Here is a 20,060-nt window from a genome sequence, read left to right on the forward strand (position 1 = left end):
CCATGAAAGACGAGACCAGCACGATCGGTCTGTATGCCAAGCGCTTGCTGGTGGCGGGTTTGTCCTGGCAGCCCGTGTTTGCGCGCAGGGTGTGGGGGCAAATGGCGGAAGTCCGCCAGAACGCACTGCTGATGGATTGCAGCTTTTACGCTGCCGTCAAGGCCGGCAAAACCATGGTCGCCGGGTTTGACAATTACGACGAGTCGCTGAGCAAAGAGGAACGCAAGGAAGCGCCCTACGCGCTGGCGGCTGTGTTGGCCCGTGCATTTGGTGACACCGACTCGCTGGTGGCCTGGCGCATTCGCGCGGGCGACCGCTTGGGCGAAGTTGCGCTGGTGGTGATCGAGCACGGTGTACCCACCATGGACGTGATCGCCACCGAAAGTGAAGTGCTGGCCATGATGGAGTATTACCAGCGCAGTCGGGAAGAAAGCCAGTTGTTTCGGGTGGTCAGCAACGACACCAAAATCTGGGTGGCGGATGTTCACATTGAGGACGATGCAGCATTCATCAAGCGGCATGTTCAGCGCAATGACAAAATCCAGACCATCCCGCTGGACTACAAAAACCTGTCGCAGCTGATTGCCCTGGTGTTTGTGGTGCTGGGCGCATGGATGGGTTACCAGTACTACAGCGACGCGTCGCAAAAGCGGGCGTTGGCCCAGCAGATCGCCTTGCAGGACAAGACGCAGGAATATGGTCAGGCACTGGAGCAAAGTTTGGGACGGGTGGGCTTGAGCAACGCCGATTATCAAACCCTGTTGCAGTCCATATACGACTTGCCGTACTTCATCAATGGCTGGGCTTTGCAAAGCATGGAGTGCAAGTACGCCGCGTGCACCATGAAATGGATGTCGGTCGGTGGGTACACCGATCAGTTGGAAGCCGCGTTTCCTGTGAAAGAGGGCTACGGTGTGTTGCTCAACAAGGCGACGCCCTCGCAAGCGGTGGTGACGCGCAATTTCAACTTGCCATTGTCAGGTCCCAAGGCATGGCGAGAGTTGGCCGTGAAAAGCGAGTTGGACAACTGGGTACTGAAGCAGCGCCAGGTGTATGAGCATTCCAAGCTCAAGATTGAGATGTTTGCCGAACCGGAAATTTGGCCCACTGGTTACGCCAACATTTCTCCAGAAGGGGCGGTGAGCCGTTATCGCTTCCGCTTCAAAGGTGGTGTTTCCATGGCGGAAGCCTTCATTCGGGCGCAGGAAAAATCGATGTATTGGGATTCTTTGTCCATGACGTTTGCTGCGGTCCGTTCTGCAGCCCCTGAAATCGAGCTGGATTTGCAGGGGGCCTACTATGCGTATTGATCGGTCCTGTTTGCTGCTGGTGTTGTGCTTGCTGGGCGGAGAGGTATTGGCTGCCGGTTCATCGGGCGGAATCAGCATTCGCGCCCTGGCCGACCGTCAACGCAAAATTGAAGAAACCGAGTTTTTGAACAAGCTCAACGGCACGCCCACGGCCAGCTCTGCGGGCGACGGAGCGCCTGCACCGGCCGATCCAGGTCAGTCAGGCATGCCGCCCATTCGCAGCCTGTTCCCATTGGTGGAAGAAGAGCCTGTGGCTGCCCGAAACACCGTGATGGCCATTTATGGACCCTTGGGTGATTTGAAGCTTGAAGTGGCCGATGGCAAAGGTGGTGTGCAAACCTATCGCCAGGGCGATGTCTGGAATGGCCACCGAATCGTGTCCCTGAGCGAGCAGGGTGTGCAGATTGAAAAAACTGGCGCTGCCAAAAGCCGCCGGACCATTCCGGTGGGGGGGCGGCCATGAATGCACCTGCGAAAGTATCGGCAAACGCATCGGTCAAAGTGGCGCCCAGCATCGCCCCCCGTGCCGACGGGCCTGTGGTCATCAATGCCTTGTCCGAGTTGCCGTTTTACACCAGTGTGTTGAGTGGGCGAACTGGGTCTCATCTGGTGCTGTTGCCCGCAGCGGTTGAGTCGCATTTGGTCATCATTGAGACCGGGATCAAGCGGGCCTTGGTGCTGTTCAATCCCGATTCCCCGGTTCCGCTGGCACCCTTCATTGCCCAGGCCCGTGGCCGTCTGATTGCCAACAAATACCAGTTGGATGGCAAGGACCAACCCTGTTCGATCAGTGTGCTGGAGCATCTGACCGAGTTGGCCCGATCCAATGAAGTGGATTTGGAAGGCCTGGAAGACAGCAATTTTTCGCAAAGCCAGGCCAAGGAAATTTTTGAATCGTGGGTGAATGCGGCTGTGCGTGAAAAAGCCACCGACATTCACGTGCGGGTCACCAACAACGTGGCCCAAGTGCACCTGCGTGTGGACGGTGACCTGGAGCCCCTGCGGGACGGGCAGAACGGCATTTACACGCCGCTGCAGGCCGAGCGGGCCATGGCCTGGGCCTACAACAACGCATCGGGCAAAGGTTCCAACAGCGAGTCCCAATTCTCGACCACCGAGAACCTGTACTGCATGATCGAGCCCCGGGAAATTGCCGGTCAACGCGTGGCCCTGCGGTACCAGAGCGTTCGGGGTTGGTCAGGCACCAAGCTGGTGTGTCGTCTGTTGTATGTGGATGTGGACAGCCCCACCCTCAGTTACGAGCAGTTGGGCTATGCGCGTTCGCAAATTCAGGAACTGAAAAACGCCTCCAACACCCCATCGGGTTTGATCATTTTTTCAGGTGTGACGGGCTCCGGTAAAACCACCTCGCTCAAGACCTTCATTGAAACCCATCCGCATTTGGAAGCGGATGCGTTTTACTCGCTGGAAGACCCGGTGGAATACCCCTTGAAGGGCGTACACCAAATTCCGATTCAGCGTGACCTGATTGACCGGCAGGCCTCCATGGCCAAGTTCTCGGAAGTGATTGCTGGCCTGATGCGCGCCGACCCCGGTTGCGTGATGATGGGGGAAATTCGCGATTCCGCCAGTGCCATGGCTGCCCAGCAAATTGTGGAAACCGGCCACATGGCCTGCGCCACGGTGCACGCGCATTTGATTTCCGGCATTGTGCCCCGCCTGACCAACGATGAAATCGGCATGAGCCGTGAGGTGCTCACCAACCCCAACATGCTGACCCTGCTGGTGTACCAGGCGCTGGTGCCCAAGCTGTGCACCAACTGCCGCATCAATGGCTCGGTGTACTCGCGGGTGTACGCCGACTCTGAGCATGTGTACGACATTTTGTCGCTGGCCGAGCAGCGGTTTGGTCTAACCCGCGACCGCTTCTTCTTCAAAAACCCGCGGGGTTGTGGCCGCTGCCGTGGACGCGGAACCTCGGGCTTGACGGTGGTGAGTGAGGTGTACAGCCCGGACACGGAGTGGCTGAAGTTGATTCGCGAGGCCAAAGATTACGACGCCATGCGCTACTTCCGCTCCAAGTCCAATGGCCAGTTTGACAGCCCGGACATGACGGGCAAAACCGTGTTTGAACATTCGCTGTACAAGGCACTGATGGGCACGGTCGACCTGCGGGTGTGCGAGCGATTCGACAGTTTTCACCGCTTTGAGGTGTTGTCGTGAACGGCATCATGGCCTTGTTCAAGTCACTCTGGACCTATGTCCAGTTGATGGATTTTCGCGGCAAGCGTGATGAGTTTTACCTGCAGTTGGCCCGCTCCATTGAGCGACGCGAGCGGCTTCGCACATTCCTGGTGGAAGAGCAGAAAATTGCCAAGTCCAAGGCCACGCGGGATTCGTCCCGCGAATTTGCCATGCGGCTCATGTTGGCCAAGTTGAGTCAGGGGCAGGACTTCAAAATCAGCCAGATTTTGAGTGAAGTCATGCCCAATGAAGACCGCCTGATGTTGTCGGCGGTAGACCAGTCCAAGGACAAACCCGAGACCCTGCGTTCGCTGGTGGTGGCCATTCAGCAGCAGAAGCAGGCGCGCAGCCTCATTTTCAAGGCCATGTTCCCCCCGTTCATCATGTTGCCCGGTGTGTTTGTGTTCAGCTATGTGCTGGCCACCCGCAGCATCCCCATCATTGCGCAAATTGCGCCGCCCGAGGTGTGGACGCCCTACAACGCGGCTGTCCGCAACTTTTCTGAATCGGTGGCCAGTCACGGCTTTCAGACCATGGGCGTGATGATTGCCCTGATCGCATTCTTCATTTATCAAATGCCACGCTGGAAAGGCAAATGGCGCGGGCGGATTGAACGCATTCCACAAGGCATCGGTTTGTTGCTGTTTCCGGTGTTTCCGATTGCCTTGCCCTTGTCGATTTACAGGGATTTTCAGGTGACCTTGTTGCTCACCTCACTGGCTGTGCTGCTCAAAAGTGGCAGCACCCTCACAGGGGCCATCGACAACCTGCGCTCCATGGCGCAACCGTGGATGCAATGGCATTTGCGGCGTGTCAGCCGCCATTTGTATGTGGCGCCCACCGAGTATGTCGAAGCGTTTGCCAACGGTTTGCTCAGCCCCAAGTTGCTGGCCCGGTTGGCCACCACCATCCGCAACGACACCCGTTTTGACCGGGTGCTGATTGAGCTCGGTACGCAGGGCGTGGCCGAAGTGCGCAAGGAAATTGAAAAAACCTCCAAGGGCATGAACACGCTCTTGATGGTGGCTTCGGCCGCCTGCGTGCTGTTTTTGTACGTGGGCCAGTTGTCGATTGCGCAAAGCATGACCGACGCACTGGACCCCGTGAACAGGATGAAGCAGTTCCGTTGATTTTTTAAAGCAGTACCGTAGTGCAGTACCGATGTTGTTTTTTTAAACCCGTGTTCAGCATGATGCGAAACACATATTTTTTAGACAGGAAGACCCCATGAACTCATACGCTTTTCGCAAACACCAGGCTGGTATCACGTTGATTGAAGTGTCCATCGGCCTCATCATTGCCGCCATCGTGGCCGCTGTGGCTTTTGTTGCATTCCAGAACAACGCACGCCGCACCAAGGTGCGTGAAAACACCACCGCCATCACTGAAATTGTGGCGGAAGCCAAGCAGAAGTTTGGTCGTACCAACCAGTACACCGCGCTGAACGGCAAGAACGACACCACCGACCCGGCTGTGATTTCCTCCACCATCCCCAAAGCGATTGCATCTGCCGGTAACACCTACGGCGTGAAGCCCATCCTGTACGGCAGCGGTATTGACGGCAAGGTTGAAACCACACCCACTGGTACCTACGCCACGCTGGCTTGGGGCGGCGTTCCTGCCGACCAGTGCTATGACCTGATCAACGCTGTGGCCCAAGCCACCAACGCCATTTATGTGGTGAACACATCGACGGTGTCCATCGGCGGTGCATCCGGCACCAGCGTGGTCAGCACCACCGGCGCCATCAACGCTGCAACAGCCACATCGGCTTGCAACGGCATCACCACCAGCGGTTCGCTGTACCTGGTGTTTGACCGCGGCTAATTCGCACTGCGTGTCGATTGCTGCCCATCCTGCCCCTTCGGCAGGGTGGGGGCGTGTTTAAACGGAGTACCGGAATTGTTCAAACGCATGCTTCAAACACAACGGGGTTTCACCCTGATTGAAATGTCACTGGGCCTGATTGTGGCTGCGGTGGTGGCTTACCTGGCCATTCGAAGCACCGTGAAGGACTACACCGTGCAGGGCGCGTATGCCCAAGCGGACCAAATCAAACAAATTCGAGATGGTTTGAGCACTTATGTTCAAATCAATGGCGCCACCATTGTCTCGGGTGGCTCTGTGGCCGGTGTGAGCAATGCGCTGGCACCCACCATAACCGAACTGCTCAACCTGCAGTTGCTGCCCAGCCAGGCCAGTACACTGGCCACGCTGAACCAAAGCCCGTTTGTGCTCAAACTCACGGTGAGCCCATCGGGTTGCTCCCTGGGCAATTGCGTGATTGACGGCTATGTATATGTGCGCGACCCTTTTCTGGCCAAAGGAGACAACCCGGCCACCGGGCAATATGATGGCACCAAGGTGGGTGCCATGATGCAGCGCCTGGGCGGCAATGGATTCGCCCGGGTAGCACCCAACGGAAACCTGGTGAGCGCTGTGGGCTCATTCAGTTTCAACAACTCCACCAATTTTGCGCACCCCACGATTACCGTAAGCGGGCAACCGTATCCTGCCGGCGTGGTTGGCATGCGAATCGATTCATTTACGCCGACAGGCTCCAGCGACTCGGGAACCGGCGGTGGTGGTTCGGGTGATTGTCCCAGTGGCTCCGTCAACAATGTGCTTGCTGCGGGGACCAACGGTAAGGGCAATGGCAATCAATGCTTTTTCAGTTACCCGGCCGTTCCTTTGGGCACCAGCACAACAGTGATGAACTCCAACAAGTCAACCACTGGCAGCCTGACGGTGATGTGTATGGCCGTGAACAATACGTCCACCATTCAGATCACCTCCCTGCTGTGTATCAAATGAGCGCGCCAATCCAGAGCCAGACCCGCCGCCATTTGCTGTTGGCGAGTTTGGTGTCGTGTGCAATGCCCGGTTTGGCTCTGGCATCTGTTCGCCCGTTGTTTCTCGATGTTCAACGCGCTGGTGAACGCTACCGCATGAACCTGCTGCAACCGGATGGATACAAAGCAGCCGCTTGGATGCTGCGGGATGTTCAGGCCGATAACATGGTCGGCCAACCCGATGCCAACTTGCTTTTGCGCTTGGCGATGCTTCAGCGCTGGGTGGCTGAGCATTACGGGTATTGTGTGTTTGACATCACGTCGGGCTTGCGCATGCCCAGCACCAATGCCCACACCGAGGGTGCAGCGCACCAGTCGCGCCACTTGCCGGGCCCTTCATTGCGGTTTCGGGCGGTGGACTTCATTCCTCGCGGTGTTGATTTAAGCAAAGTGCACACCTTGGCCTTGCACATGCCGCAAAGTGGTGTCGGGCTGTACGATGAACACCTGCACCTCGATGTGCGCCCGCAATCGGCCCGGTGGTGACATGAACGCCATTGCCAGTTCCGTCAAACAACACAAAGCCCTGGTGGTAAACGACAGCGTGCTGGAGCGCACCTGGCTGACCAAAGTATTGTCTGCAGGCGGCTACTTTGCCCAGCAGGCCAGTTGGCTGGACAATGTGGTGGGCTGGATTGAGCGTGAGCAAACCGACCTGGTGTTGTGCAGCAGCGAGGCGGACGCCGCCCAGGTGTTCAACCTGTGCAGTGCCATTCAAGCCGCCAAGTTTGATTTTTTTGTGTATGTGATGGTGTTGGGCCAGCAGGCCAGCGAGCGTTTGTGTATTCAGGCTTTGCAAGCTGGCGCTGATGAATTCATTGCCAAACCGGTGGACCGCAGTGAGCTGGCGCTTCGTTTGGGTACCGCGGCACGCATCATTGACTTGCAAAAGCGGTACTTTGCACTGCGCGCCGCCATGCCCTCGGCCATGCAAAAGCTGTCGACCGATATGCGCGCCATGGCGCAGTTTCAAACCTCGCTATTGCCACCCAAGGGGCAGGACATTCAAGGCCTGCTGTATGACCACTTCTGGTTGCCCAAGGTGTTTGTGTCGGGCGACTTGTTGCAGGTGTTGCCGCTGAATGAACAGTGGGCCGGTTTTTATGTGTTTGACGTGGTGGGCCACGGTGTACCTGCTGCGCTTCGCGCATTGGACTTGTACCGCTTGCTGTCGGCCAATCCACACGATGGCATTTTGTTGGATCAGCAGGACCTGTCGTATGTGCAGCGCGTGCGCATGCCCAACGAGGTGCTGGCCGATCTCAATGCCCGCTTTCAGATGGAAAAGGAAAGCGATGTGTATTTTTGCATCACGTATGGCGTGATGCATGTGCACACCGGCGAGGTTTTCTTCTCCTCAGCGGGTTCCCCCAGGCCCATGGTTCAACACTTGAACGGTCAGTTCTCGGTGAAAGGCGATACCGACCTGCCGATTGGCGTATCGCCAGATGGCCATTTTGTTCTTCACCAATTCAAGGTCGAAGCGGGTGAGCGGATCTTTCTGTATTCCGATGGCTTGACCCAAGTGATGGATGAGGCTGGCAATGCACTGGAACAGACTGGATTGATGGAGCTGCTGACGCGCCATGCCCAGCAGCCCTTGGGGCGGCAGGTGCAGCAGGTTCGGGAGGGCGTGGCTTACTGGACCAGTGGCAAGCCCGCCAACCGTGTGTTGGACGACGACTGCACTTTACTGGCCCTGCAGTGGAAAGAACCTGAGCAAGTGGATGCGGAGCCGACCCTTGCCGACACTCCGTCAATTGACGAAGCCAAAGGTGCAGAGGAAACCCCGGATTCCAACAACGCTAGCCACGTTGAGGATGGGGCTGAATCCGAACCAAGCGCAGAGCCTGCATTTCAGTTTGCCCGCCGGAAGGAAAACAGCCGGGTGGTGTTGTTACAGGACGCACAGGCCTCCGCTAAGCTGCCGGAGTGGTTGCGCACCTGGGGATATGATCTGACAGTCAGCCTAAGTCTGGCCGAGGTGGAAGCGCAGTTGATGAGCCTGTCGGTGACTTTCCTCCTGCTGGATGTGCAGCAGTGGAAGCCCGCCTATGCCGAGCTGATCGAACGTGCTCGCCGTTTGGGACAAAACCCCAGCCTGTATGTGCTGGTGGTCAGTAACCCATCCATTCGTACGCAGTGGATGAGCTGTCTGCAAGGCGGTGTGGACAATGTCACCACCACCGATTACTCTGCGCGTGAAATTTACACGCGACTGGCTACGGGTTTGCGCCTGGCCGACATTCACAAGCGGTTTACGTCCGACCAGGAGCAGGCCGATACCTTGCACCAAGAGGTGCAAGAGGACATGGAACGGATTGCGGCCATGCAATTGGCCAATCTGCCCGCTCAGCGACTGTATGCCCCCAAGTTGAAACTGGATTGCCTGTTTGAGCCTGTGCATTTGGTGAGCAACCAAATGATGAATGTGGTCCCTCTGAAAGATGGATCCGTGGCCTTTTTTCACTTGACCGCCCAAGGCAGCGGTTTGGTGGGCGTGGCCCGTGGTTTGACATTTTTTCGGCGTTTGACCTATGCAGTGAATGAAGACCGCTCCACTTTGTCACGCTACATGAACACCAGTTTCTCTCCTGCTGCAGTGCTGACCGAACTCAATGCCTGGGTGTATGCCGAGCGACAGCAGGATTCCCAGTTTTCCCTGTGCTATGGCGTGATCAACCCGGAAACGGGCGATGCACGCCTAAGCCACGCAGGCTACCCCATGGCCGTGGTCACTCGGGCCCGTGGGGGCCTTGAACAGTTGGGAGCTTACGGCCCGCCACTGGGGGTGAGTGCAGATGCCACCTTTCAGGACGTGTTTTTTTCGCTGGGTTCGGGCGACCGCCTGTTTCTGTTTCCTGGCACACTGAATGAACATCCCGCCATGGGCGATGACTTTGTAGAAAACAAGGATCGCTTGTTTGAGTCGTCCATCGCCGTTGACTTTACAGGGTTGCAGCAGCACCTTCACCAGGCTTTAAAGAAGCCCGCCCCTCGGCAAGCCCTTCAGGCACCTCGGGAGTGGGTTGATTTGTCCATGCTGATGTTCCAGTGGGGCGAGCATGTGCCGCTGGTGTTCAAAGCCATCAGTGTGTCCGCGCTTCGTCAAATTGAAAGTGCTTTGCAATCGATGTTGTCGGGCGAATTGCAGACCTATGACAAAGCGTGGCAGGTGGACATGCCGGTGGATGCAGACCTCATTCCCGAATTGTCAGACCGATTGGCTGAGGTGCTGCGCATGCTGGGCGTGGATGAAGACCGGGTGGCCAATATTCAGTTGTGCCTGTTTGAAATGGCCAGCAATGTGTGCCGACATTCCGGGCTGGGCAGCGGCGATACCTTGCAAGTGCAGGTGGTGCATGGGCCCAGTGGTTTGTTGTTAAAGTTGACAGACCGGGGTGTGCCCATTCCAGACGGTACTTTTGCACAGGCTGAAGTCCATGACTTTGAATTCGATGTGAACGACGATGCCGCCATACCACTGGGCGGTATGGGGCTGGCGCTGGTGCACAGCCTGACCAGCCGGTTTGAGGCCATTCGAGTGGATGACCACAACCACACCTTGATGTGGTTTTGAATGGTTGTTGTTTGACAAAAATTAACATTTAATGGCATCTGAATGTTGATTCGTGTTGTTGCAAGGTTGTGGGACTGGCAGAGGCTTGCGCATCCCTCAATGAAGCAACAGAGGTAACAACATGAAAACATTTAAAAAAACATGGGTGGCCATGGCTGCCGCAAGCGTATTGCTGGCGGGTTGTCTGGGCAGTGGGAACAGCCCTCGATCGCAGGGGGATGTGGTCATTCTGACCACCAGCAATGATTTGCTGACCTTCAACCGAACCACCCCGAACGACATCCGCACCCGCGTGACCGTGACCGGTTTGGTCAGTGGCGACAGCTTCATCGGCATGGATTTCCGACCCCGTGACCGCAAGCTGTACGCGGTGGCGCGTACCTTGCCCGGCAACGGTGGGCGCTTGTACACCATCGACACCAACACCGGGGTGGCCACTGTGGTGGCCACATTGACCGCTGCGGTGGGTTCTACATACACCACGCTGGACCCCGCTGCCACGGTGTTTGGGGTGGACTTCAACCCCCAGGCCGACGCCTTGCGTGTGATCACCAACACCGGCCAAAACCTGCGCATTGTGCTGAACGCAGGCGGTGGCAACGGGGTGGGTGCCACCTTTGAAGATGGGGACATCAACCGCACCGATGCTTCGGCAACACCCTTTGCCGACTCGGCCACGGCTTACACCAATGCTTTTGATGGCACCACATCGACACGGATGTTCAACATTGATGTACGCAACGGCAACCTGATCCAGCAGACCGTGCCCAACAACGGCACATCGGTGGTGGCTGCTCCGTTGTTTGCCGCCGCCACCACCATCCAGTCCATCGGTGAGTTTGATGTGGATGGCAGCAATAACCAAGGGTATGCCTTGATGCAGGTGGCGGGTAATCTCACCTTCTATCGAATTGCGCTGCCCGACTCCACAGCCACCTTGCCGGTGGCGGGGCCCGCTGCAACCGCAGTGGGTGTGGTGCCGGTCAGTGGCGTGGTGGGCATGAGCCTGGCCTTGCCTGCAGCACCGGAAGTGGTGGTGCTGGACGGCAGCATCGCGGGTGGCCAGCGCCTGGTCAAGTTCGGCGTACGCACGCCCAACACCGCCACCACGGTGAACATCACGGGCGTGGGCAGCGGAGAGCGTTTGCTGTCCATGGACTACCGACCCAGCAACGGCAAGTTGTATGCCCTGAGCAGTGCCGGAAAAATCTATGTCATTGATGCCAGCACCGGCGCAGCCACCCTGGGTTCAACCCTGAGCGCCGCCACCGCGATTGTGAATGGCTTGGCCGATGGCAAGCAGTACGCCATCGACTTCAATCCAGCCGCAGATGCCTTGCGCATTGTGAGTACCCCGGGTACAACCGACACCACGTCCAGCAACCTGCGGGTTCCGGGTGCCGGGTTGGAATCCACTGGCGCGACCACGACCGACACGGCATTGAGTGGCGGCACTGCGGGTTTTGCCATCACACAGGTGGCCTACACCAACAGCTTCACCGGGCCAGCCCCCGCAGCCACCCGGCTATTTGACCTGGATGCGGCCAACAACCAACTGTTGCAGCAAACCAATGCGAATGGCGGAACGTTGGCCCTCATTGGCTCCACCACGCAAACATTCAACCGTTATGGGGGCTTCAATATTGCGGGGGGTGACAATGGCATGCGTTTGGTGGCCGGACGTACGGCGTCAACAGGGGTATTCAGTTTGTTTGATGCCAGTTTGACCACCGGTGCCGTCACCGCCGCTGCTGTTGCCTCGGGCAACAGCGAGATTGGAACGGGTGCAACACAGGCCACGGATGTTCAGGCCTTGACGGTGCGGTTTTAAAACATTGCGCCTCTAGCCAGGCGCATCACTCTGGCTCAACCCTGCAGGGGTTGGGCCAGCACCCACAGTCCCACCGCAGTAAACACCACCATCAACACCAGCATCGGCAACTGGTTCAAGGCCGCTTTGCGGGTTGAACCCTCCATGCGCAGCGCCTCTGCATGGCTGAGCCACACGGCGGCGACATGCCCCACCAAAATCAGCACCACCTGGCTGGTCCAGATATTGGCCATGTCGGGCAGCCAGGGGAGGCGGCCGGTGATGGCGGTGCCAAACAGGTTCCATCCCCAGCCCAAGGGGTCGGACACCAGACCACGGATTTTCAGGCCCTGGCTGAGTAGCAAGGTGTAGTAGTGCGTCACGTGATACACCACAGTAATCGGTATCAGGCTGGGCAGGTGGCGGCGCATCATCAGGCGCATGGCGTGAGCCTTGCCAGTCATGGATTGCCCCAAACGCAAAAACAGCCAGAACAAGCCGAGATAAAAAAACGGTGAGGCCAGCAGCAGACCGAATTCCCACGCAAAAAACCATGGGCGAACCACCGGGTAGATTTTCATCGGGTGCTCGCCGAAGGCCAGTGTGAGCAAGCCCAACGGGTCTTGCCAAAACACATTGAAGTACACCTTGGTTTCTCGCAACCCGTCGAATGCGGTGGACGACAGCAGGAAAAACACGAACACAGCCTGCGCAGGGTGCCACAGGCGCAGGCGCTTCAATTGCGAAAAAGGCATCACCAAGGCCCAGCGAACTTGGCCTTGCTGGCTGGGCAAACGCCGCAGCGGGGCACAGGCTGCAAACACACGGAACAGGGCTGCCAGCGGGTCACCCCGTTGCAGCCAGCGGCGGGTGCCAAACAGGGTCATGCCTGTGCAGGTGATGACCCCATACCCCAGCAACATCCAGGCAAGTTGTCGAGGGTTGTTGTGCAAAAACAGTTCAATGCTGACCATGGCCACAAACAGCATGGTGGCGGGCCAGTGGCCCAACCAGCGCGGGTAGGGGTGTGTACCTTTCCAGTTGGGCAACATCAGTACCTGCCAGGGAAACTGCCGCGCATACCAGTTGCCCAACAGCATGGCCGTATAGGCCCCACCCAGCACAAACACAATCCAGAAGGTGGTCATGTTGATGTTGCGCATGCTGTCGCGGGTGCCCAAAAAACCGGTGAGTACACACAGCACCAGCACCGCAAGCCAGAATGCCGCCGCGCTGCGATGCAGGCGTTGAAGTGTGCTTGTGCGCACCAGCGGATGGCGCAGGGGAATGTGCGAATTCAGCAAGCGGGATTGATTCCCGCCCAAAGCCAGCAGCACAAATGACAGCACCAGGGCCAGCACCGAGCCCCAAATGTACAGCCCATAGGGCATGGGCAGTTGAACCGGTTCACCAAAGGCGTGGCCGAAGGCCACGCCGGGTGCAAGCAACAGCAGGGCTGTTGCAACCTTTTTCATCGGGGGTTTGCGCGGTAGTACACGTTCTCCCACATGCGCACATAGGCTTCGGCCGAGTTGTACAGCGCATCCAGGCCTTCCGAACCGCTTTCCAGTCGGACCTCTTCCACAAAGTCGGCCACCAGTCCGTAATGGGCCATGCCCACTTCATCGATGTGCCAAAACTTGCCACTTTCCGGAATGGTCAGCAGGTTCACTTGCATCGCTGGCAGCGATTGGTAACGCGGCCCCCAATCGGCACCGCGGAACAGGGTGAAGGGGTATTGCACCGGTTTGCTGTTGCCACCGCGTGGGCCCGGGTGGCCACCAAAGCCGTTGGCATCCGCGCCATAGCCCAGCGCAATCGGTGTGTTGGTCACACCCGCTTTTTGCCGCCAGAATTTCAGCTTCTGCAAAAATTCCTTGTGCTTGATGCCGTTGCCTTTGTACGGGTAAATCACGCCACCGTCCTTCAGCATGCGGATGGCCTGGTCGCTGGTCAAACCACCATGCGCATCATGGGACGAGGCCATGGGGTAAGCCGGTGTCTGCTTCTCCGCCAGGTCCAGCATGATGTCCTTGCTGTGGTACTCGGCGTGGTCGATGTCAATCACGAAGCCTTTTTTCATGATGGCTTTCAGCGCATACATGCCCAGGTCGGTCACCGTGCGGGCATTGCAGCGAATACCGTCCGGGTACACCGGTGCTTTGCCGCCCACCGCGTCAAACAGCAGTTTGGTCAGTGGGTCGCTGCCAGTGCCTGGCACGGCTGTTGTCATTTTGGTGCCCGGTTCACGCACGGAGGGTTCGTCTTTGGGGTAAGCACGGCACTCGGTGGTTTTCCAGAAGGCACCGGTGTCCAGGAAGTTCAGGAAGTTGATCACGTCGCCACTGAAAATACCGGCGCCGCCCAAGGCGCTGTCGATGTCGTGGAAGGGGTACACATGGCGCACACCCAAGGCCCACAGTTTTTCAATTTCGGCGTCAATCGATTGTTCGTCGCATTTCCGTTGTTCAGTGCCATCGGGCAGTATGGTCACGCCACAGTTGAACACCTGGGCCACCTCAATGCCGGGCACCACGGCCAGCTTGCCCTGGTTGGTCACTTTGCGGGCTTCGGCCGGGCTTTTCACAATCCGGAACCAACCTTGTCCCGGGCCGCCAAATTGCGCGTCCACATAGTCCTGAATGTCGTACAGGTATTTCACTTGCTTGGTTGCCACGCCCATGTCGGTGCAGTCGGCTTCGGGCTTGTTGGCATACAGTTGCCCAACGCGGCACAGTGCGGCAATGTTGGTGCCGTGGATCACCATGAGACGCAGGCCTGCACGCCAGGCCCGCTCTACCCACGCGTGGTACATCACCTGGTGGGTCAGGAAGTTGCGGCGGGGCCAGTCCACGAATGTTGGCCAGCCTTTGGTGTCATGGGTGCCGGTGGGGTTTTGCTCCAGAATGTTGTTGGCATCGCGAATGCCGTTGGGGCCGTGGAAGTCGGCGCAATCCTTCAGCGCATGGGGCACGCCAAAGCGGTGAATCACTTCACCGTACAGCACGCCACCCGCAGATGGGCCCACATCGCCCTTGAGCGACATCTCACTGGACATGCCCATGTGCGTGTGCGTGTCAGCAAAACCGATGATGGGCTGGTCTTCCCCTTTGCCCGGGTAGGGCTTGCCCACCATGCCCGTGGGCATTTCCGGGTAAGCCGTGCAGTTGTTGGCCGCCATTAACTTGAATTGGCTTTTTTCGCTGTCGGTGCCGGTCAGCACCAAGCCTTGGGTCTCGTCGAGTGCCAGCAGTTTCCCGCTTGCATCAAAAAACCGGAACACGCCTTTCTTGTCATCAAACTCGGCTTTCCAGATGGCCGCATCGGTCGGCTCGGCGCTGGCTGTGGTCGCGCTGCCCTGGGCAGTCACCATCTGCTTGTCGCGCCCATAAATCAGGTAGTTGCCCAACGAGGCCGGCCGCAGTGTGAAGCTCTCGGCTTCTGTTGCGGGGGCTGCTGTGTATCGGTTGCCGCTGGTCTTGATGTATTGACGGCTGAACACGGATTGCAAGCCGTAACACTGGTTGGCAATTGAAAACTTTGACACGGTGGGCACTTCTGCGGGTGTGACCGGCGTCGGTTGTGCACCGCCTGAGGCGGTTGGATCGTTGTTGCTTGACAAGCAGGCGCTCAACAGCAGTGCCAGACTGAGGGTCCAGATGGATTTCATGGGATCGCTCGAATAGGTTTTGGTGTTTACCTGTTACCGCAACGCATGATCAAGTGGATTTGCACCCTGTCAACTACAGGCAGGCAGTGTCCAAAACCTGACACACCCATTCAGCCATTCGTCAGAAATCGCGCTCAAGCTGAGTATCACAGTCAGCAAAACAACAATAGACAAACAGGGCAGAGGGGACAGACATGGCCGGTATTTCATGCAGGCAGGGCAGGGGTGTGCGCGCGGTGGATGTTTCATCCCACACTTTTTCGATGCGGGCTTGCATGGTGTGGTCGGCCCACAAGGGGTTGACCAGTTCAATGTAGTGGGATGCTTTCAGTGGAAATGCAAACGCATCACTCACTGTTTTAACAAGACGAAATACAGCATTGCCGCGGGGTGCGGTGCTTACATCCATGTCTTCCTCCTGGCCCTGTGAGCCGGTGTTCTAGGCCGGTTTCCCGGGTTGGCGTTTTGATGCCTTATTTGTGTCTGATGATGGCACAGGGCATGACACAGAACAATGGCTTTCTACGCTGCGGGCTGTAGGGCTCTTGCTGTAGGGTTGGATTGATGACAGAATAAAACCATATTTCCAAAATAGTCGAAACATGGAAAACAAAGACGTTGTTCAAAGCCTGGCTGCCTTGGCCCATGAAACCCGCTTGACTATATTTCGGGCGCTGGTGGTGGCTGGGCCGCAGGGCCTCAATCCCGGGGTGTTGGCCGAGCAAGCCGGCATTCCTGCGGCCACGCTGTCATTCCACTTGAAAGAGTTGAGCCATGCGGGCCTCATCAGTGCCCGCCGCGAAAGCCGAAACCTGTTTTACACCGCCAGCTTTGAGCACATGAATGCGCTGCTGGGCTTTTTGACCGACAACTGTTGTGCAGGGCAAGGGTGTGAATCACCAGTGACCAGCACGTCCCAGTGTTGTTGACCAACCTGAATACATTTCTTCCCATGACCACCAACGTACTCATTCTGTGCACCCACAATTCCGCCCGCAGTGTTCTGGGCGAAGCCATGCTCAATCACCTGGCCCAAGCCATGGGGAAAGACGTCCGCGCATACAGTGCAGGCAGCTCGCCCAAAGGACAGGTCAACCCCTTCGCTTTGCAGGTGTTGAACGCAGCCGGTATTTCAACCGAAGGTGTGCGCAGCAAAAGCTGGGACGAGTTTGCTCAACCCACCGCGCCCACCATGCACATCGTGATCACCGTGTGCGACAGCGCTGCAGCCGAAACCTGCCCCTTTTGGCCCGGTGCCCCGGTGAAGATACATTGGGGCTTTCCAGACCCATCGAATGCGCAAGGCGGCGATGAGGCCAAGCGCACCGCCTTTGACGTCACACGGCAGGCCATTGGCTACAAGCTGCTGCAGTTGCTGGCCTTGCCGCTTAACACTTTAAAGCCTGCGGAGTTACAGGCTGCATTAAATGCAATTGCCCGCAGCTAAGGCACAACCATGCAACACACTCTGATTGTGCGACTGGCGTCGGAATGCTTGGGCACCTTGCTCCTGCTGTGCATCGTGATTGGCTCGGGCATCATGGGCGTTAACCTGTCCCAAGGCAACGATGCCATTGCCCTATTGGCCAACACGCTGGCCACGGTGTTTGGTTTGTTTGTACTCATTGAGCTGTTTGGCCCCGTGGGTGGCGCCCATTTCAATCCGGTGGTCACGGCGGGGCAAGTGCTGTTGCGCCACCAACCGGCGCGTGAGCTGTTGCCTTACACCGCCGCCCAATTGCTGGGCGCCTGGCTGGGGGCTGTGCTGGCCAATGGCATGTTTCACCTACCGTTGTTGCACACGGCCCTGCATGTGCGCACGGGTGTGGGCATTTGGCTGGGCGAAGTGGTGGCCACTGCAGGCTTGCTGCTGGTTATTTTGCTGGGGCGGGCAGAACGCATGTCTGCCTTGGTGGCGGCCTACATTGGCGCTGCCTATTGGTTTACCTCGTCGACCTCGTTTGCCAACCCGGCAGCCGTGTTGGGTCGCATGTTTTCCGACAGCTTTGCAGGCATTGCGCCAGCCAGTGCACCCGCTTTTGTGGTGGCCGAAATATTGGGGGGCTTGTTGGTTGTGGCGGTAACCCTGGTATTTAAGCGCAGGCTCACGGTTTGAGCCTATCGACTCAACGGGTTGCCAGTGCTGTCTTCACAATGGCACATTCGCCCACCGTGTGGCTGCCGCTGCATTTGGCCCGCAGGCGTTGAAGTTCTACTTTCAGTGCCCGAAGCTGGGTGAGTCGCCGTTCTACAGCGGCCAGTTGTTGGTCAATGGCATCATTGATCGGCTCGCACGAGGCCTGTGGCGAATGCTTTAACACCAGCAGTTTTCGAATGTCCTCCAGCGGCATGTCCATGTTCCGACAAAACACCACAAAGGCCAGGTCTTCCAGGTGGTGTTCGCTGTAACTGCGGTAATTGGCTGTGGTCCGTTCCGGGCGGCACAGCAAGTTTTCCTTTTCGTAAAAGCGAATGGTCTCTACCGACACGCCCACTCGCTCAGCCAATTCTCCAATTTTCATGATGCGCTCCCGAAGGCTTGACCCTGAAGTGGCTTCAGGGTTTTTAATGCAGCTTAACCCCTTCCACCCGGAGATGCAAATGCCTGGCTGCACCCATTGTCATGACGATGACCATGCACACAACAACACCCACCCTGCCAACCGTTCGCCCGCCTATCGCCGGGTGTTGTGGGTGGCCTTGATCGTCAACGCAGGCATGTTTGTGTTTGAAATCGCCTCCGGTTTGAAGGCAGACTCTGCTTCCCTGCTGGCCGATTCGCTGGACTTTTTAGGCGATGCAGCCAACTATGCGGTGTCCCTGTTTGTACTCGGGATGGCCCTGCAAGTGCGGGCCAGGGCGGCCTTGGTGAAAGGCCTCACCTTGGGTGCATTCGGTGTGGGCGTGTTGGGGGTGACGGCTTACAACGCACTCACCGGGCAGTCGCCCCAGCCGTGGACCATGGGTGTGGTGTCCGTGGCTGCCTTGTTCGCGAATGTGTTGGTGGCGTTGCTGCTTTACCGCTGGCGCGATGGCGACGCCAACATGCACTCGGTGTGGCTGTGCAGCCGCAACGATGCAATCGGCAACATTGCCGTGTTTCTGGCCGCGGTGGCCGTGCAGTTCACAGGGCAGTCGTGGCCCGATTGGGCAGTGGCAGTGTTGATGGCCTTGCTGGGTTTGAGCGCAGCCCGCACTATTGTGAAGCGCGCACTCGGTGAGCTTGCATCTGCAGCGCCGCAAAGCACGACAGGCCAAACACCACGGCCAAAAACAGAAAGCCCTGCGCATACGCCATCGCCACACCCTGGTGGTGGGCAACATACAGCGACTCACGCCAGTCCACCAGCACAGCCACCACGGCCACACCCATCACACCACCCAGCTGGCGGGCATAGCTGAACACGACTGAGGACTGCCCCAATTGGGCACTGTCCAGGTGTCGCAATGTGGCCAAGCTGAGTGCCGGCAAAATCATGCCCAAACCAATGCGGCCAATCACGGTGGCGGCAATAATTTGACCGTAGGGCATGTGGGTGGCTTGCAGCGCAAACATCCCGAATGAACTGCCAAACACGGCCAGGCCCAGCACCGTGATCCACTTGGGCGGGTAGTGGTCGGCCATGCGGCCCGCCAGTGGCAGCATTAATACCAGAGCGATGCCGGAGGGCACCAAGGCAATGCCTGCATCGCTGGCACTGTAACCCAAGGCGTGTTGCAAAAACACCGGGATTAGGTAGGTGGACGCATACAAGCCAAAGCCATACGAAAACGACACCACCGTGCCCATGGAAAAGGTGCGTTCTCCAAACAGGCCAAGGGAAATAATGGGCGCACTGCTGCGCAGCGCATGGCGGCGGTACAGCGCTGCTGCACCCAGTGCTGCCAGCACCGGTGCTGCAAACCGAAACGATACAAAACCACTGTGCTGAAGGCTGGACACGCTTTCAACCAAAGCCAGCGTGGCCACGGTCAGCCAGCACAGCCCTGTCCAGTCGAATGCGTTGTGCTTGATTTCTCGGGGGGCTGGTAACAAGAAAACCGCAGCCAGCCCCGAGGCCAGTGCAAAAGGCAGGCCCAGCAAAAAAATGGAGGGCCAGCCGAAGTGGTCCAGCAGCACGCCGCCAAAGGAGGGGGCAATCGCCGGTGTGAGGGCAATGCTGAAAGTGAGAATACCCGAGGCACGGCCTTGCATTTCCGGTGGAATGAGGCGCATCAGCGCCATGGTACCCATGGGCTGCAGCACACCGGTGGCCAAGCCTTGAAACACCCGGGCCAATACCACCACCGAAAAACTGGATGCAAAAAAGCCAGTGAAGCTGGCCACAGTCAGCACCGTCAGGGCACCCAAAAACACCACCCGAAACCCCAAGCGATCCAGCAGCCAGCTGGTGGGCAACATGCCCACGGTCATGGCTGCCAAAAAGCCAGTCATGGCCCATTGAATTTGGCTTTGCCCCAACTGAAAATGCGCACTCAGTGCGGGCACCGCCACGTTAAAGCTGGACGTGCATAACACACCGGCCACTGTGCCAAAGCCCAGAATGAACAGCGCAATCCACTTGTACCGCGCACCGAAGCGGTCCAGCAGTTCATCGTAGGTGTAGGGGGTGATCAGTTGCTTCATACCCAG

Annotated in this window: 17 protein-coding genes and 1 pseudogene; 13 read left to right on the forward strand and 5 right to left on the reverse strand. The window is 57.8% G+C overall.

Annotated features, from left to right (window positions below):
• Window positions 1–2 precede the first annotated feature (2 nt).
• From VGE55_RS12140 to VGE55_RS12180, 9 genes are all read left to right on the forward strand, one after another.
• Window positions 3–1,310: a type 4b pilus protein PilO2 gene (locus VGE55_RS12140; RefSeq protein WP_331131947.1), complete on the forward strand. Its 1,308-nt coding sequence runs from the start codon at window positions 3–5 to the stop codon at window positions 1,308–1,310.
• Window positions 1,300–1,773: a hypothetical protein gene (locus tag VGE55_RS12145; RefSeq protein WP_331131948.1), complete on the forward strand. Its 474-nt coding sequence runs from the start codon at window positions 1,300–1,302 to the stop codon at window positions 1,771–1,773. The genes VGE55_RS12140 and VGE55_RS12145 overlap by 11 nt, the downstream gene beginning before the upstream one ends.
• Window positions 1,770–3,494: an ATPase, T2SS/T4P/T4SS family gene (locus tag VGE55_RS12150; RefSeq protein ID WP_331131949.1), complete on the forward strand. Its 1,725-nt coding sequence runs from the start codon at window positions 1,770–1,772 to the stop codon at window positions 3,492–3,494. Before VGE55_RS12145 ends, VGE55_RS12150 begins: the two co-directional genes overlap by 4 nt.
• A complete protein-coding gene (locus VGE55_RS12155; RefSeq protein WP_331131950.1) occupies window positions 3,491–4,645 on the forward strand; it encodes a hypothetical protein in 1,155 nt (384 codons plus the stop codon). The genes VGE55_RS12150 and VGE55_RS12155 overlap by 4 nt, the downstream gene beginning before the upstream one ends.
• 97 nt (window positions 4,646–4,742) lie before the next feature.
• Window positions 4,743–5,342, forward strand: coding sequence for a prepilin-type N-terminal cleavage/methylation domain-containing protein (locus tag VGE55_RS12160; RefSeq protein WP_331131951.1), 600 nt, complete (start codon window positions 4,743–4,745; stop codon window positions 5,340–5,342).
• Between the two features lie 87 nt (window positions 5,343–5,429).
• Window positions 5,430–6,329 carry a prepilin-type N-terminal cleavage/methylation domain-containing protein gene (locus VGE55_RS12165; protein ID WP_331131952.1) on the forward strand — a complete coding sequence of 300 codons (900 nt, stop codon included), beginning with the start codon at window positions 5,430–5,432 and terminating at the stop codon, window positions 6,327–6,329.
• A complete protein-coding gene (locus VGE55_RS12170) occupies window positions 6,326–6,853 on the forward strand; it encodes a YcbK family protein (protein WP_331131953.1) in 528 nt (175 codons plus the stop codon). Before VGE55_RS12165 ends, VGE55_RS12170 begins: the two co-directional genes overlap by 4 nt.
• Before the next feature lies 1 nt (window position 6,854).
• Window positions 6,855–9,947, forward strand: a complete 3,093-nt coding sequence (locus VGE55_RS12175; protein ID WP_331131954.1) for an ATP-binding SpoIIE family protein phosphatase — start codon at window positions 6,855–6,857, stop codon at window positions 9,945–9,947.
• Between the two features lie 121 nt (window positions 9,948–10,068).
• Window positions 10,069–11,778 carry a DUF4394 domain-containing protein gene (locus tag VGE55_RS12180; protein ID WP_331131955.1) on the forward strand — a complete coding sequence of 570 codons (1,710 nt, stop codon included), beginning with the start codon at window positions 10,069–10,071 and terminating at the stop codon, window positions 11,776–11,778.
• Window positions 11,779–11,813: 35 nt separating this feature from the next.
• On the opposite strand, the gene VGE55_RS12185 is transcribed toward VGE55_RS12180, so the two are convergent.
• From VGE55_RS12185 to VGE55_RS12195, 3 genes are all read right to left on the reverse strand, one after another.
• A complete protein-coding gene (locus tag VGE55_RS12185) occupies window positions 11,814–13,232 on the reverse strand; it encodes a hypothetical protein (RefSeq protein ID WP_331131956.1) in 1,419 nt (472 codons plus the stop codon).
• Window positions 13,229–15,427 (reverse strand): peptidase M19, encoded by a 2,199-nt coding sequence (locus VGE55_RS12190; RefSeq protein ID WP_331131957.1) that lies wholly within the window; start codon window positions 15,425–15,427, stop codon window positions 13,229–13,231. The genes VGE55_RS12185 and VGE55_RS12190 overlap by 4 nt, the downstream gene beginning before the upstream one ends.
• 121 nt (window positions 15,428–15,548) lie before the next feature.
• Window positions 15,549–15,836, reverse strand: a complete 288-nt coding sequence (locus VGE55_RS12195) for a hypothetical protein (protein WP_331131958.1) — start codon at window positions 15,834–15,836, stop codon at window positions 15,549–15,551.
• Window positions 15,837–16,029: 193 nt separating this feature from the next.
• Between VGE55_RS12195 and VGE55_RS12200 the strand changes: the two genes are divergently transcribed.
• The 3 genes from VGE55_RS12200 to VGE55_RS12210 are packed head-to-tail and all read left to right on the forward strand — an operon-like array spanning window position 16,030 to window position 17,543.
• On the forward strand, window positions 16,030–16,356 hold the full coding sequence (locus tag VGE55_RS12200; RefSeq protein ID WP_331131959.1) for a metalloregulator ArsR/SmtB family transcription factor: 327 nt from the start codon (window positions 16,030–16,032) through the stop codon (window positions 16,354–16,356).
• A 23-nt stretch (window positions 16,357–16,379) separates the two neighbouring features.
• Window positions 16,380–16,874 carry an arsenate reductase ArsC gene (locus VGE55_RS12205; protein WP_331131960.1) on the forward strand — a complete coding sequence of 165 codons (495 nt, stop codon included), beginning with the start codon at window positions 16,380–16,382 and terminating at the stop codon, window positions 16,872–16,874.
• A 9-nt stretch (window positions 16,875–16,883) separates the two neighbouring features.
• On the forward strand, window positions 16,884–17,543 hold the full coding sequence (locus VGE55_RS12210) for an MIP/aquaporin family protein (RefSeq protein WP_331131961.1): 660 nt from the start codon (window positions 16,884–16,886) through the stop codon (window positions 17,541–17,543).
• 10 nt (window positions 17,544–17,553) lie between these two features.
• Here VGE55_RS12210 and VGE55_RS12215 read toward each other — a convergent pair whose 3' ends face one another.
• Window positions 17,554–17,949, reverse strand: coding sequence for a Cd(II)/Pb(II)-responsive transcriptional regulator (locus VGE55_RS12215; protein ID WP_331131962.1), 396 nt, complete (start codon window positions 17,947–17,949; stop codon window positions 17,554–17,556).
• Window positions 17,950–18,028: 79 nt separating this feature from the next.
• Here VGE55_RS12215 and VGE55_RS12220 point away from each other — a divergent pair, with 79 nt between their 5' ends.
• A complete protein-coding gene (locus tag VGE55_RS12220; RefSeq protein ID WP_331131963.1) occupies window positions 18,029–18,829 on the forward strand; it encodes a cation diffusion facilitator family transporter in 801 nt (266 codons plus the stop codon).
• Here VGE55_RS12220 and VGE55_RS12225 read toward each other — a convergent pair.
• Window positions 18,804–20,054 (reverse strand): annotated as a pseudogene (locus VGE55_RS12225) (MFS transporter); the annotation flags it as partial. The gene VGE55_RS12220 and the pseudogene VGE55_RS12225 sit on opposite strands and share 26 nt — an antisense overlap.
• Window positions 20,055–20,060: the final 6 nt, after the last annotated feature.

The sequence above is a fragment of the Limnobacter sp. genome (assembly GCF_036405155.1).
Lineage (GTDB): Bacteria > Pseudomonadota > Gammaproteobacteria > Burkholderiales > Burkholderiaceae_B > Limnobacter.

What these genes read in the sequence shown, in the direction of transcription:
- VGE55_RS12140 (WP_331131947.1), top strand. Translation starts at nt 3, where the DNA reads ATGAAAGACGAGACCAGCACGATCGGTCTGTATGCCAAGCGCTTGCTG.
- VGE55_RS12145 (WP_331131948.1), top strand. Translation starts at nt 1,300, where the DNA reads ATGCGTATTGATCGGTCCTGTTTGCTGCTGGTGTTGTGCTTGCTGGGC.
- VGE55_RS12150 (WP_331131949.1), top strand. Translation starts at nt 1,770, where the DNA reads ATGAATGCACCTGCGAAAGTATCGGCAAACGCATCGGTCAAAGTGGCG.
- VGE55_RS12160 (WP_331131951.1), top strand. Translation starts at nt 4,743, where the DNA reads ATGAACTCATACGCTTTTCGCAAACACCAGGCTGGTATCACGTTGATT.
- VGE55_RS12165 (WP_331131952.1), top strand. Translation starts at nt 5,430, where the DNA reads ATGCTTCAAACACAACGGGGTTTCACCCTGATTGAAATGTCACTGGGC.
- VGE55_RS12170 (WP_331131953.1), top strand. Translation starts at nt 6,326, where the DNA reads ATGAGCGCGCCAATCCAGAGCCAGACCCGCCGCCATTTGCTGTTGGCG.
- VGE55_RS12175 (WP_331131954.1), top strand. Translation starts at nt 6,855, where the DNA reads ATGAACGCCATTGCCAGTTCCGTCAAACAACACAAAGCCCTGGTGGTA.
- VGE55_RS12180 (WP_331131955.1), top strand. Translation starts at nt 10,069, where the DNA reads ATGAAAACATTTAAAAAAACATGGGTGGCCATGGCTGCCGCAAGCGTA.
- VGE55_RS12185 (WP_331131956.1), bottom strand. Translation starts at nt 13,232, where the DNA reads ATGAAAAAGGTTGCAACAGCCCTGCTGTTGCTTGCACCCGGCGTGGCC.
- VGE55_RS12190 (WP_331131957.1), bottom strand. Translation starts at nt 15,427, where the DNA reads ATGAAATCCATCTGGACCCTCAGTCTGGCACTGCTGTTGAGCGCCTGC.
- VGE55_RS12195 (WP_331131958.1), bottom strand. Translation starts at nt 15,836, where the DNA reads ATGGATGTAAGCACCGCACCCCGCGGCAATGCTGTATTTCGTCTTGTT.
- VGE55_RS12200 (WP_331131959.1), top strand. Translation starts at nt 16,030, where the DNA reads ATGGAAAACAAAGACGTTGTTCAAAGCCTGGCTGCCTTGGCCCATGAA.
- VGE55_RS12205 (WP_331131960.1), top strand. Translation starts at nt 16,380, where the DNA reads ATGACCACCAACGTACTCATTCTGTGCACCCACAATTCCGCCCGCAGT.
- VGE55_RS12210 (WP_331131961.1), top strand. Translation starts at nt 16,884, where the DNA reads ATGCAACACACTCTGATTGTGCGACTGGCGTCGGAATGCTTGGGCACC.
- VGE55_RS12215 (WP_331131962.1), bottom strand. Translation starts at nt 17,949, where the DNA reads ATGAAAATTGGAGAATTGGCTGAGCGAGTGGGCGTGTCGGTAGAGACC.
- VGE55_RS12220 (WP_331131963.1), top strand. Translation starts at nt 18,029, where the DNA reads ATGCCTGGCTGCACCCATTGTCATGACGATGACCATGCACACAACAAC.